This window comes from Streptomyces sp. SN-593 (assembly GCF_016756395.1).
Lineage (GTDB): Bacteria > Actinomycetota > Actinomycetes > Streptomycetales > Streptomycetaceae > Actinacidiphila > Actinacidiphila reveromycinica.
On record NZ_AP018365.1, the window covers coordinates 507,402 to 520,288 of the forward strand.

General features: G+C 76.8%; 11 protein-coding genes. 3 read left to right on the plus strand and 8 right to left on the minus strand.

Annotated elements, in window-relative coordinates:
- Window positions 1-7: 7 nt before the first annotated feature.
- Window positions 8-481: an FMN-binding protein gene (locus RVR_RS02180; protein ID WP_202232161.1), complete on the minus strand. Its 474-nt coding sequence runs from the start codon at window positions 479-481 to the stop codon at window positions 8-10.
- 7 nt (window positions 482-488) lie between these two features.
- Window positions 489-1,853 (minus strand): ferredoxin reductase family protein, encoded by a 1,365-nt coding sequence (locus tag RVR_RS02185; protein ID WP_202232162.1) that lies wholly within the window; start codon window positions 1,851-1,853, stop codon window positions 489-491.
- A 151-nt stretch (window positions 1,854-2,004) separates the two neighbouring features.
- Here RVR_RS02185 and RVR_RS02190 point away from each other — a divergent pair, with 151 nt between their 5' ends.
- Window positions 2,005-2,748, plus strand: a complete 744-nt coding sequence (locus RVR_RS02190) for a response regulator transcription factor (protein ID WP_202232163.1) — start codon at window positions 2,005-2,007, stop codon at window positions 2,746-2,748.
- Window positions 2,745-4,250: a sensor histidine kinase gene (locus tag RVR_RS02195; RefSeq protein ID WP_237404516.1), complete on the plus strand. Its 1,506-nt coding sequence runs from the start codon at window positions 2,745-2,747 to the stop codon at window positions 4,248-4,250. The genes RVR_RS02190 and RVR_RS02195 overlap by 4 nt, the downstream gene beginning before the upstream one ends.
- A gap of 87 nt (window positions 4,251-4,337) precedes the next feature.
- Here RVR_RS02195 and RVR_RS02200 read toward each other — a convergent pair whose 3' ends face one another.
- The 6 genes from RVR_RS02200 to RVR_RS02225 form a co-directional block, all read right to left on the minus strand.
- Window positions 4,338-5,069, minus strand: coding sequence for an SOS response-associated peptidase (locus tag RVR_RS02200; RefSeq protein WP_202232164.1), 732 nt, complete (start codon window positions 5,067-5,069; stop codon window positions 4,338-4,340).
- Between the two features lie 88 nt (window positions 5,070-5,157).
- Window positions 5,158-6,339, minus strand: a complete 1,182-nt coding sequence (locus RVR_RS02205; RefSeq protein WP_202232165.1) for a sensor histidine kinase — start codon at window positions 6,337-6,339, stop codon at window positions 5,158-5,160.
- Complete coding sequence (locus tag RVR_RS02210; RefSeq protein ID WP_202232166.1) at window positions 6,336-6,995, minus strand: response regulator transcription factor; 660 nt, start codon at window positions 6,993-6,995, stop codon at window positions 6,336-6,338. The genes RVR_RS02205 and RVR_RS02210 overlap by 4 nt, the downstream gene beginning before the upstream one ends.
- Before the next feature lie 4 nt (window positions 6,996-6,999).
- Window positions 7,000-8,070: an FAD:protein FMN transferase gene (locus tag RVR_RS02215; RefSeq protein ID WP_202232167.1), complete on the minus strand. Its 1,071-nt coding sequence runs from the start codon at window positions 8,068-8,070 to the stop codon at window positions 7,000-7,002.
- A 1,102-nt stretch (window positions 8,071-9,172) separates the two neighbouring features.
- Entirely contained in the window at window positions 9,173-10,069 is an 897-nt protein-coding gene (locus tag RVR_RS02220; protein WP_202232168.1) for a class I SAM-dependent methyltransferase, read from the minus strand.
- A 329-nt stretch (window positions 10,070-10,398) separates the two neighbouring features.
- Window positions 10,399-10,968: a helix-turn-helix domain-containing protein gene (locus RVR_RS02225; protein WP_202232169.1), complete on the minus strand. Its 570-nt coding sequence runs from the start codon at window positions 10,966-10,968 to the stop codon at window positions 10,399-10,401.
- A gap of 205 nt (window positions 10,969-11,173) precedes the next feature.
- Here RVR_RS02225 and RVR_RS02230 point away from each other — a divergent pair, with 205 nt between their 5' ends.
- A complete protein-coding gene (locus RVR_RS02230; RefSeq protein WP_237404517.1) occupies window positions 11,174-12,880 on the plus strand; it encodes an immunity 49 family protein in 1,707 nt (568 codons plus the stop codon).
- The last annotated feature ends 7 nt before the right edge of the window (window positions 12,881-12,887 follow it).

Below are 12,887 nucleotides of genomic sequence, written 5' to 3' on the forward strand. Positions count from 1 at the left end.
CGCCACCTCAGCCTCCTGCCTGGTCCAGGGCGCTCTGCAAGGACTGGATGTAGCCCTCGCTGGTGTAGGTCGCGCCCGAGACGGTGTCGATCGACGCGCTCTGCGCGGACAGCGCCTCCTGCGTGAGCTGGGGCACCGCGAAGCCGGTGATCTCCTCGTCGCGGGGGCTGCCGGTCGGTGTCTGGAGGGCGGTGACCGCGGTGATGCGGCCGGCCTTCAGGGTGACCCGGAGCTGCACCGGCCCGTAGCGGGTCTGGACGGTGTCGCCGTCCACGGTGCGGGTGCCCGTGGAGCCGGCGGCGGGCGAGGTCGCCGGCGAGGTCGCGGACGCGGACGGCGCGGGCGTGTCCGCCGCGGAGCCGCCGGCGGCGGCCGTGGCCGTGCTGTGCGGCTTGAGGCTGAGCAGGAGCAGCACGCCGGCGACGGTCACCAGGACGCTCAGCGCGATCCGCCGCAGCGGGCGGGGGGCAAGGCTGTTCACGGGCAGCTCACAGTTCGAAGGACTCGTGGTGGATGTGGCGGGCCGGCACGCCGGCCGAGCGCAGCGCCTCGTACGACGCCCGGGCCATGCCGGGCGGTCCGCACAGGTACACGTCGTGGCCGGCGATGTCGGGGAGCGCGCCGCGCAGGAAGCCGGCGGTCAGCCGGGGACTGCGGCCGTCCGCCTCGTTGAGCAGGTAGTGCAGGCGGGCACCGCGGTTGCGGGCGATCGCCTCCAGTTCGCCGCGCAGCGCCAGGTCGTCCGCGGTGCGGGCCCGGTAGATCAGGGTGAGGTCGCCCGGGCGGGCGGGCAGCGCCTCGAACAGGGCGCGCAGCGGCGTCACGCCGACCCCGCCGGCGAGCAGCAGCACCTTCTGCCGGGTCCTGCGGTCGGCGGTCAGCGCGCCGTACGGCCCCTCGGCCCAGATCCGGGTGCCCGGACGCAGCCGGGTGAGCGCCTGGCTGTGGCCGCCCACCGCCTTGACGGTGATGCGCAGCAGGTCGGGCCGCGGCGCGGTGGACAGCGAGTAGGGGCTCGCGGTCCACCACAGGCCGGGGGCCAGGAAGCGCCACCGCAGGAACTGCCCGGGCCGGGCGGGCAGATGGGCCAGGCCGCGGCCGGTCACGATCACCGAGACCACCTCGGGGGCCTCCCGCACCACCTGCGCCACGCGCAGCCGGTGCCGCAGGTTCAGCCGCAGCGGCGCCGCCACGCGGAACCAGAGCACCGCCGCGGCGGCCGCCGCGTACAGCGCGTACCAGAACGCGCGGGCGAGGGGGTGGGCGGAGAAGTCCGCGCCCAGGGCGAGCTGGTGCCAGAAGGCGAGGAACACCGCCAGGTACGTGAGCAGGTGCAGGTAGTACCAGGTCTCGTAGCGGACCCTGCGGCGCACCGCGCGGGCGGACACGACGCCGACGGCGACCAGCAGCGCGCCGCCGATGGTGCCCTTGAGCATGTCGGGGTAGGTCAGCACGACCGTGGCGGTCTCGCCGAGCACGCCGTCGTGGGCCTGCACGGCGTACCCCCACAGGACCAGGGTGACGTGCGCGAGCAGCAGGCAGACGGTGTAGCGGCCGAGCGCGGCGTGCCAGCGGGCCACCCGGTCGCTGCCCACCCCCTGTTCCAGCACCGGCACCCGGGCCATCAGGCCGACCAGCAGCGCGCAGGAGTACCCGCACAGCAGCCCGGCGATCCGGCCGGCGCCGAGCAGCCAGTCCGCGGTGCCGACCACGGAGCCGGTGTCCTGCCACCACAGGGCGAGGACCGCGGCCGCGCCCGCCCAGCAGAGCAGGAGGACCAGTGCGGCCGGGGAGCGCCGTGGGGCGGGCGCCGCGGCATGCCGCGTCGTACGCGGGCCGTAGGTGGTGGTCATGCGGACGTTTCCTTTCCTCGCCGTGCACCGCCACTGTGCGGGGGCAACCTCTCAGCCAGCTCTGAACCGGCCCTGCCGGGGGAAGCTCACAGCGGACTCAGAGGCGGCGCGGCGTGGCGGCGGGGGCGCGGGGAGGGATGCTGGAAGGACCATGGACACCGCACCGCGCGCCCGGCCCGCGCCCCTCACCCGGCCCGACGGCTCCCCGATCCGGGTGCTCGTGGTCGACGACGAACCGGACCTGACCGAGGTGGTGGCCGGGGTCCTGCGCTACGAGGGCTGGCAGGTGCGCACCGCCGGGGACGTGGCGAGCGCGCTCACCGAGGCCGCCGGATTCCGCCCCGACGCGGTGGTCCTGGACGTCATGCTGCCGGACGGGAACGGGCTGGCCGCGCTCGCCGGCCTGCGGGCGGCGCTGCCGGACGTGTGCGTGCTGTTCCTCACCGCGCGGGACTCCGTCGAGGACCGGATCGCGGGCATCACGGCCGGCGGCGACGACTACGTCACGAAGCCGTTCAGCCTGGAGGAGGTGGTGGCCCGGCTGCGCGGCCTGCTGCGCCGGGCGGGGATGACCAGGGCGCGCGACGACGCGGCGCAGCTCGTGGTCGGCGACCTCACCCTCGACGAGGACGCCCGGGAGGTGGCCCGCGGCGGCGAGCCGGTCGAGCTGTCGCCGACGGAGTTCGAGCTGCTGCGCTACCTCATGCGCAACCCGCGCCGGGTCCTGAGCAAGGCGCGGATCCTCGACCAGGTGTGGTCCTACGACTTCGGCGGCCAGGCGCACGTGGTGGAGCTGTACATCAGCTACCTGCGGCGGAAGATCGACGCGGGTCGGCCGCCGATGATCCACACCGTGCGCGGGGCGGGCTACGTGCTCAAGGCCGCGCCGCGGTGACGCGGTCCGGGCGGCTGCGCGCCGCCGCACGGCGGGTCCTGCCGCGCACCCTGCGGGCCCGGCTGACCTGCGGCCTGGTGGTGCTGCTGGCGCTCGGCTGCGCCGCGGTGGGGATCGCGGCCGTCGTCACGCTGCGCTCCTTCCTCACCCAGCGGCTCGACCAGCAGATCGCGCAGGCGGGCGGGACGTTCCCGGCGAGCCTGGAGCACCGCGGGCGCGGCGAGCCGGACGCGGACAACCCGCACGGCGACACCCGCCGGCAGACGCCGGGCACGTTCGGCGCCCGCCTGCTGGACGGGAAGGTCACCGCGGCCGGGGTGGTCCGCTCCGGTGCGGGCACCTCGGTGCGGCTGACGGCGGGCGACGAGGCGGCGATCGCCGCGGTGCCGGTGGACGGCGGCGTGCACCGGCTGCACCTGTCGGCGCTCGGCGACTACCGCGTCAAGGCGGTGGACGGCGACGACGGCGACGTGCTGGTGACCGGGCTGCCGCTGGACGGCGTGGAGGACGCCGTGACCCGGCTGCTGGCGGTGGAGGGCGGCGTCTTCGGCGGCGCGCTGCTGGTGGCGGGGGCGGCGGGCGCGTTCTGGGTGCGCTGGTCGCTGCGGCCACTGCGCCGGGTCGCGGACACCGCCACCGCGGTGACCGCGCTGCCGCTGGCCAGCGGCGAGGTGACCCTGCCGGACCGGGTGCCGGACACCGATCCGCGCACCGAGGTCGGCCGGGTCGGCATCGCGCTGAACCGGATGCTCGGCCACGTGGAGGGGGCGCTCGGGGAGCGGCACGCCAGCCAGGAGCGGCTGCGCCGTTTCGCCGCGGACGCCAGCCACGAGCTGCGCACCCCGGTCGCCTCGGTCCGCGGCCACGCCGAGCTCGCCCGGCTGCACCCGGGACCGGTGCCGCCCGGTGTGGCGCGCGCGCTCGAGCGGATCACGGCGGAGTCGGTGCGAATGGGCGGCATGGTCGACGACCTGCTGCTGCTCGCCCGGCTGGACGCCGGCCGGCCGCTGGCCGCCGAGCCGGTGGACCTGACCCGGCTGGTGCTGGACGCCGTGGACGACGCGCGCGCGGCCGGCCCGGACCACCGCTGGGAGCTGGACCTGCCGGAGGAGCCGGTCGTCGTGGCCGGCGACCCGCTGCGGCTCCAGCAGGTCGCCGGGAACCTGCTGGGCAACGCCCGCCGGCACACCCCGCCCGGCACCCGCGTCACGGTCCGGCTGCGCCAGGGCGGGGACGGCACCCGGTTCCAGGTCGAGGACGACGGCCCGGGCATTCCGGAGGGGGTGCGGGACACCGTCTTCGAGCGGTTCGCCCGCGCCGACCACACCCGTCCCGAGGGAGCGGGCGGCGGCGCGGGGCCGGAGGGTCACGGCGCCGGGCTCGGCCTGGCGATCGTCGAGGCGGTGGCGACCGCGCACGGCGGCACCGCCGACGTGCGCAGCCGCCCGGGCGCGACGGTCTTCACGGTCACCCTGCCCCTCCCCCACCCGTCACAGGACTGAGCCGGCCGCACCCCGCACCGTCCGGGCCCAGTGCGCCGTCCGGACAACCGGCGGCCGGGCCCCGGTCGTTCGCGGCGCCCTGCGGGCCTACGGAGCCTCGGTGATCAGTTCGGGGCCGTCGTTGCGGACGCTGTTCACCGTGGGCGGGACGGGACGCAGGTCCAGGTCGCCGCCGGAGGGGAGCGCGAGGAGAGCGCGCAGGTCGTCCGGGTCGCCGTGGTCGGGGTCGAGCCAGTCGGCGTGGTGCTCGGCCGCGATCGTCAGCGGCATCCTCGGGTGGACCCGGCCGGAGGAGTCGGTCGCGTCGGTGGTGATGATCGTGCAGGACACGATCCACCCGTCCTCGCCCTCGGGCGCCTCGGGGTCGCGCCAGAACTCGTACAGCCCGGCCATCGCGAGGAGCGACCCGTCGGCCGGGTGCAGGTAGTACGGCTTCTTCACCGCCTTGGCGCGGCCGCCGCCCGGAACGGTCTCCCACTCGTAGTAGCCGTCGGCGGGGAGCAGGCAGCGCCGGGCGGTGAACGCCTTGCGGAAGGCCGGCTTGCGGTGGACGGTCTCGGCACGCGCGTTGATCAGCCTCGCCCCGGAAGCAGGGGATTGCGCCCAGGACGGCACCAGTCCCCAGCGCAGCGGGCGCAGCCGCCGCACGGCCTCGGCGCCGTCGCGTTCCCTGCGCTGTACCACGCCCCACACCTGGTCGGTCGGCGCCACGTTCCAGCTCGGCGCCGGCGCCTGCTCCCCGGACCTGACCTGCACCTCGGCGTCGAACGCGACCGCGAGGTCCTCCGCCGCCCTGGACGCGACATACCTTCCGCACATGCCTCCACGGTGCCACGCCCGCCGCCCCGCGGCCCCTCGCGGACAGCCGCGGCGGGCGGGCCAGGCGCCTGGAGCGCGGACGGGTGCGTCAGGCGTCGCGGCCGAGACCGGCCGGGAGCTCCAGCGCCACGCTCAGGCCCCCTTCCGCACGGGCCCGGGCGGTGGCACTGCCGGCGTGCGCCCGGGCGACCGCCCGCACGATGGACAGTCCCAGGCCGGTGCCGTCCGGCAGGTCGTGCGGGCCGCTGCGGCGCCGGGTGCGGTCGCCGCGGTTGAAGGGCTCGAAGAGGTTCTCCACCCGGTCGGGGTCGAGCGCCGGGCCGTCGTTGAGGACCGTCAGCCGGACCGCGCCGTCGCCGGCCGGCGCGGTGGTGATCCGCAGCAGCCCGCCGTCGCGGTTGTAGCGCACCGCGTTCTCCAGCAGGTTGGCGACCGCGATGCCCAGCAGCGCGACGTTCGCCAGCAGCGGGGCGGAGGCGAGGTCGGCCTCCAGGCGCAGGCCGCGCTTCCTGGCCCGGGCGGCCACCTGGTCCAGCGCCTCGGCGGCGACGTCGCCGAGGTCGTCCTCGACCAGGTCGGTGACACCGCGTTCGGAGCGGGCGAGCACCAGCAGCGCGGAGATCAGCCGCTGGGCGCTGCCGGTGGAGTCCGCGACGTCGGCGGCCATGGTGCGCCACTGCTCCTCGGTGACCACGGGCTTGGCGAGTGTGACCTCGACGGCCGCGCGGGTGAGCGCGAGCGGGGTGCGCAGTTCGTGGCTGGCGTTGGCGACGAACCGGCGCTGGGCGCCGAACGCGCGGTCGAGGCGTTCCAGCATCTCGTCGAACGTGTCGCCGAGCTCCCGCAGTTCGTCGGCCGGGCCGGTCAGCCGCAGCCGTTCGTGCAGCGTGGCGTCGGTGGCCCTGCGCGCGGCGGCGGTGATCTCGGCGATCGGCCGCAGCAGCCGGCCGGCCACCCACCAGCCGACCAGGGTGGACAGCGCGACGACGACCGAGAGCAGCAGCAGCGCGATGACCAGCAGCCGCGAGGCGGCCGCGTCGCGTATCTGGTCGGACAGGCCGACGAAGTTGTCGTGGTCCGGGTCGAGGCTGCTGGGGATCTGGGAGGCGGGCAGCGGCCGGAAGATCTCGTGGTAGAGCGCGGTGGTCATGGCCATCACCAGGGCGCTGCCGCCGACGGTGAACAGGGCCGCGTAGGTGAGCGTGAGACGCCCGCGGATGGTCAGGGACGGGTGGCGCAGCCGGCCGGCCGCACGGCGCAGCAGGTTCACCGGGCGATCCGGTAGCCGGCACCCACCAGGGTCTCGATCACGTCGGGCGGGCCGAGCTTACGGCGGAGCCGGTTGACCGTGACCCGCACGGTGTTGGTGAACGGGTCGGCGTGCTCGTCCCAGGCCCGTTCGAGCAGTTGTTCGTGGCTGAGCACCGCACCGTCCGCGGCCATCAGCAGCCGCAGCACCGCGAACTCCTTGGCGGTCAGGGCCACCGGGCGGCCGGCCCGCCGCACCGTCCGGCGCAGTGTGTCCATCGTCAGGTCGCCGCAGACCAGGGTCACGCCGTGCGAGGCGCGCCGTCGGGCCAACGCCTGGATGCGCAGGGTGAGTTCGGCGAAGGAGAAGGGCTTGCCGAGGTAGTCGTCGGCGCCCAGCGTCAGGCCGTCGACCCGGTCGTCGACGCCGGACAGGGCGGTGAGCATGAGGATCATCGGGGGTTCGGCACGGCGCGCGAGTTCCGCGCACACCTCGTCGCCGGACCGGCCGGGCAGGTCGCGGTCGAGGACCAGGACGTCGTAGCCCCCGGTGACCTCGATCTTCGCCAGCGCGTCGTCGCCGTCGTGGCAGACGTCCACCGCCATGCCCTGGTCCCGCAGCCCCTCGGCCACGACGGCGGCCAGGCGCTGCTCGTCCTCGACTATCAGGATACGCATGGCCTCATCCTGTCCCCTGGCCGCTCCCGCCGAACTCGGAGGGCGGCTCAGGCGGTTGCCGCGCAGGCGGTCCGGGGGCGCCGTCGGGCGCCGGCTCCGACGCCGGCTCAAGGCCGGTGCCGGACGGCGCTGGTGACGGATCGTCGGTCCGGGAGGTCGGTGTCGTTCCCGGACCGGGCCACGGACCGGCCGGCCAGCGCGCGCTCCCGCCCGGCTCCGGTTCCAGGTGGAGCCGGCCGGCCAGGCCGGCGGTGGTGTGGATACGGCCGCCGGTGTCGACGCTCAGGGCCTGGTAGGCCGTGCTCGCGGCGAGGCCGTCGAGCCAGGCGCGGGCGCGGTCCGCGGTCGGCTGCGCCATCGCGGCGGTGGCGTAGAGGTCGGCCCGCGCCAGGTCGGCGCCGACCACGGCGACCTGGGCGAGCGCTCCGCGGGCCGGGCCGGCGGCAAGGGCGGCGCCGGACGCGTCGGCGGGCAGGCCGGGCCCACCGGCCGCGCGGGTGGCGACGGCGCCCTCGCGGATCTCCAGCGTGGCGAGCAGGCCGCCGGCCAGTCGGGGGTCGGCCAGCCGCACCCGCCACGCGGGCCCGCTGCCCGCGTCCGAGCGCAGTTTCAGGTCGCCGCCCGCGTTCACCAGGTGCCGGGTCAGCCCGCGCTCCTCCAGCAGGTCGCTCGCGCGTTCCACCGCCCAGCACTTGACCGCCTTGCGCGGGTCGAGCCGGGCGCCGCCGTCCCGCCCGGCGGCGGGACGGCCGACGTAGCCGCTGCCGTCCCACGCGCCACCGCCGTCGAGGGCGTCGAAGACCTCCTCGCCCACGGCGCGCAGCGTCTCGCACAACTCCCGCGCCTCGCGGCTCTCCCGCGCCCCGCGCCGCCCGCCGGGATCGGCCGCGCCGAGCAGGCCCTCGAACGTCCGGCGGGCCGAACCGCCGGGCCGGGGTGCGCAGAAGACGTCGTCGATGCGGTGCAGCAGCGCGAACGCGGCGCGGGTGGCGAGGTCGAAGGTGCCGAAGTCGGCGGCGTCGGGTGCGGCGATCGAGATCCTGGCGCCGAGGACGCCGTCCCTCACGGTGCGCACCGGTCACTGCCCCGCGGGGGTGCGCGGTGCCCGGCGCCGGGTCGGCGGCCGGCCCGGCGGGACGCCCCGGGCCCGGCCGCGGCCGGTGCGGCCGGCGCGGCGGGTGAGCGCGCCGCTCCCCCTCGACATGGCAGCTCCTTCCAGCAGGCAGGCTCTTTGCCCGCCCACTGTTGCCGCCCCGACATAACGACGAGGTAACACGGCCGTCGTGGCGCCCGCGTTTCGGCCACCTCGGCGGCGGAATGGCCGTTCCCCGTCGGCGGCGACCGATCACACGGCGCCCGGGCCCGGCGCGGGGCGCCGGCTTCCCGCCCGGGCACGACCGCCACCGGCAGACGACGCGGAGCCCGGCGGGCGGCCCAGCACGGTGGCGGCCGGGGCCCCGCACCCGGCGTCCGCCGCCCGCCGACCGGACACCGCCAGCCACGTCCACGACCCGGCACGCCCGGGGGGCCCCGGACCGGAACGGGCACGGTGGACGGCGCGCGCCCGGCGGGCGGCCCGGCGGCGCGCGGCCCGACCCGCGCAAGGCAGTCAAGTGCTGGGCGGTGGAACGCGCGAGCGACCCGCTGGAGGACCACGGGCTGACCCGGCACCCAGCACCCGGCACCTGGCGGCCGGGGAACGGCCGGGGCCCCGCAGCCGGCGTCAGCCGCCCGCCGACCGGACACCGCCAGCCACGTCCACGACCCGGCACGCCCGAGGCGGCCCCGAACCGGAACGGGCACGGTGGACGGCGCGCGCCCGGTCGGCGGCCCGGCGGCGCGCGGCCCGACCCGCGCAAGGCAGTCAAGTGCTGGGCGGTAGAACGCGCGAGCAACCTGCTGGACGACCGCGGGCCGACCCGGCACCCGGCAGCCAGGGCCCCGCACCCGGCGTCCGCCGCCCGCCGACCGGACACCGCCAGCCACGTCCACGACCCGGCACGCCCGGGGCGGCCCCGGACCGGAACGGGCTCGGTGGACGGCGCGCGCCAGGCGGGGTGGGCGGGAGATCGCCCCGTGCCGCGGTCCCCCGGCCGACACGGGTGTACGCCATGGAGCCCGGCGGAGGGCCGGGAAGGGCGACGGGCGGGCGGGACCCGGGGGCGGGGGCGGACCGGTCAGGGTCGGCGGGCGGCCCACACGGTGCGCTCGGTGCGGACCGCGAGGTCGTCGCGGTGCGGGAGCCCGGTCGGGGCGGAGGTGTCGAGCAGCCGGTCGAGCGCGGCGAGGTCGTCGGCGGGGAGGGCCTCGGCGACACCGGCGCGCAGCCGCTTCAGCGCGCTGAGCGCGTAGCCGGCGACCATGCCGTCGTCGGCCGCCGCGATGTGCACGCCGATCGTCCGCTCGCCCTCGACCGCGAACCCCGCGGCGGCCAGCTTGCGTCCCCAGTCGGCGCCGCGGTGCGGGACGTGTTCGGCGTGGTGGCGCGCGAGGGCGGCGTGGAGGCGCTCCTCCAGACCGGGCCGTTCCCGCGGTGCGCCCGCGGGCAGGAAGCGCGGGAAGCCGGCCAGCTCGACGACGGCGAGCAGGCCGCCGGGCGCGAGCAGGGCGCGGACCGCGCCCAGGGTGCGGTCCGGATCGGCCATGTGGTGCAACGACGCCGACGCCCAGACCAGTTCGGGCCGGCCGAGGTCGGGCCAGTCCCCGTCCAGGTCGGCCCGTACGACCCGTACCCGGTCGGCGACGCCGAGGGCGTCGGCCTTCTCCCGCAGCCGGTCCAGGTGGGCGGGCGAGGCGTCGACGGCCGTCACCTCCGCGGCCGGGAAGCGGGCGAGGAGGGCGAAGGTGCCGGCCCCGGTTCCACAGCCCAGGTCCAGGATGCGGCGTGGCCGCCCGTGGACCGGCAGCCACGCGGTGATCGCGGCGGTGTGCTCGGCGAGCACTTCCGCGTCCAGGTCCAGCATCTCGGCCTGGTCGTCGAGGCCGGCGGTGGCGGGGGCAGGGGCGGCGGGCGGGGGCCCGGGGTGGTGGTGCTGCGCGCCGTGCGGAACCGGGTGCGGGGAGGAGTGCGTCATGCCGCCACGCTAGGGCGGCCACGCGTCCGCGGTGGCAGGGCTCCCCGGACCCGCAAGACGGCGGCCCGATCCGCTGCCGTACGCGCAAGGGACCGCGGGCCCGCGCCCCGCGCCGCCCGCCCGCCGCGGCCCACTCGGCGCCCCTTGTACGCCGGCGCCCGGCGCGCCTTGTACGCCCGGACGCGGCGGGAACGACGCGCGCGCTCGGGCGGAGCGACGACCCGGGGGCGGAATGCCTGCCCAGGCGCAGCGACGACCCCGGCGGAGCGACGACTCGGGCGGAAGCCGGCCCGGGCCGCGCGCACCGCGGAGCCGCCGGACCCGCCGGCTCAGGCCCCGTCGCCGCGCTGATGGCCCCGGCGGGCGTCGCGGTCGAAGATCCCCAGGACCTCGCACGGCCCGCCCACGGCACCGATGGCGTGCGGCAGCATCGTAGGGAACTCCGCGGCCTGGTTCGCCTCCACCCGCACGCTGCGGTTGCCGAGCAGCAGGACCGCGGTGCCCGACAGGACGACGAGCCATTCGTGCCCCGGGTGCGCCCGCATCTTGGCCGGGTTGTCGGGCGGCGGGTCCGTCATGCGCTGGCGCACCACGCTCATGCCGGGATAGGCCCGCATCGGCCAGCGCATCAGCCCGTGGGCCGCGTCGATCATCGGGCTGACGACCACGTCGTCGCTCGCGGTCTCGACGAGCTGGTCCAGGGACGTGTCCAACGCGCGGGCGAGGGTGACGAGTTGGTCCAGGGCCAGCCGGCGCTGCCCGTTCTCGATCCGGCTGAGGGTGGACTGGCTGAGCCGGGCGCGACCGGCCAGTTCGTCGAGGGACCAGCCCTGCGCGACCCGCAGCGCCCTGATCCGCCGGCGCACCAGGCTCTCCAGCCCGTCGTCCTCTTGCTTCACGGGCAAGAGCCTATGCCGTTCCCGCAAGCCCGGCCCCGCGCCGCGCCGCCCGCCATCCGTCGGCCACCCCTCCGACCCGCGCACCCCACCCCGACCTGGCGCCCCGTCAACCCCGCCCGCACCGCGGCCCCGCGGCATTCCGCTTCGCCCGCCCGAGTACACCGAATACGATCGCAATGTCATATGAGGACCGTATGATCCTGTCATGCTACGACACATATTCGGTCGCGGTGCGGACGATCGTGATGGTGAGCTGCCGATGCTCACCACGCAGCAGGCCGACTACCTGCGTTCGCTCGCCGCGCCGCATGTCGCCGATGCCGAAGGTCGCCGCACACCGTTGACGCACCTCGCCCGGCGGTGCCGCACGAGCCCGCGGGAGAGCTGGCCCGGCCTCGTGGCGGCGCACTACGCGCGGTCGGCCCCGGGGCCCGGCCCGCAGGCACTGAGCGCACGGGAGCTGGTCGAGGGCGTCCGTCTCCGCCTGCTGCCCGAGGACGCGCTGGACCCCGTGCCCGCCACCACCATGTCCTCCGTCCGCGAGCTCGCGGACGGTGTCCTGCTGGCCCTCGTCCTCGACCGCCCCGGCGGCGTCGGAGTACTCACCGACATCGATGTCCGACGGGCCGGCCACGACGCGCTGGTCGACGCGGCGCTCGCCCGCCTCGCCCGGCTCCCGGTCGAGCACGAGGAGGTGTCCACCGCGAGCGGGGCGGTGCTGCACTTCCTCACCGCCGACTCGCCGTTCACGGCCGGCAAGGCACTCATCCTGGGCGACGTGGTGCGCGACCTCACCGGCGCGGAACTGCCGGACGAGGGCGCGCTGGTGGCGATGCCGCACCGCGCCGAGGTCGTGTACCACCCCATCGTGGACGGCCTGGCGTCCGACGTCCTCGACCACCTCCAGGCGTACGTCGCCGGCGCCCACCAGGCCGGCGCCCACCCGTTGTCGCCGCGGCTGTACTGGTGGCACCGCGGCGACCTGGTCGCGCTCACCGAGGTCGACCCGCGGACCGGCGGATCGGCGCTGCGGCTCCCGGCCGAGCTGCGCGACCTGCTGCGGGGCATGCACCGGCTGCATCGCGCCGGGCGGCTCGCCGGGCGGGCGGGCACCGACGCCGCCGTCGACCTCCCCGACCTCACCCGCGCCACCGCACGGTCCGTCAAGAGCCTGCCCGAGCACCCCGAGGCGCTGGCCGGCACGTTCGCCCAGGCGGTCGCGCTGGCGCACGCGGCCTGCGGGCAGGACCCGCGGGCCGCCGACGCCGACACCTGGGACGCCTGGGCCACCGCCACACAGCTGGGCTCGGCGCTGTTCACCGGAACGCACCCGCTCATCTGCCAGTTGGGCGAGGACGTGCTGCTGTCGGTGCCCGCCTGCCCGGCGGAGCCGCCGGCCGACGCGCGCGGGTGGCTCGACGCCCTCTACCTGGCGCTGGTCTGCCGGCAGCAGGACCGGATCGCCTGGCTGTGCCGGGTCCCGCTCGCGGCGCTGCGCGCGGACGACACGGTCGACGCGTACGTCCTGCACTGGATCGACACCCTCCAGACGTACTTCACCGTCGGCGCCGTCTGCGTCCCGGACAAGCTGCTGGCCGCGCTGGAGACCTCGGTGCCCGAGCAGGCGGGCCGCGCGCCCGGCGACTTCGTGACCATGGTGGACCGGCCGCCCGTCGCGCTCTTCCACCGGCTGGTCACCAAGGACGCCGACGCCTTCGCCGAGGCGCTGGCCGACGCGGTCGCACAGCACACCGCCTTCTGGGGCGACAGCGACGCACCCCGCTCCAGGGTGGCCCTCGGGGCGCTGGCGATGGCGTGCGTGGCCCACGACCAGGGCCTGCCGGTCGACGCCGGGCTGCCGTACCTGCCCAGGTACCTGGTGGGGGGCGAGCGCGTGGAGGACATCCCCTGACGGAAGG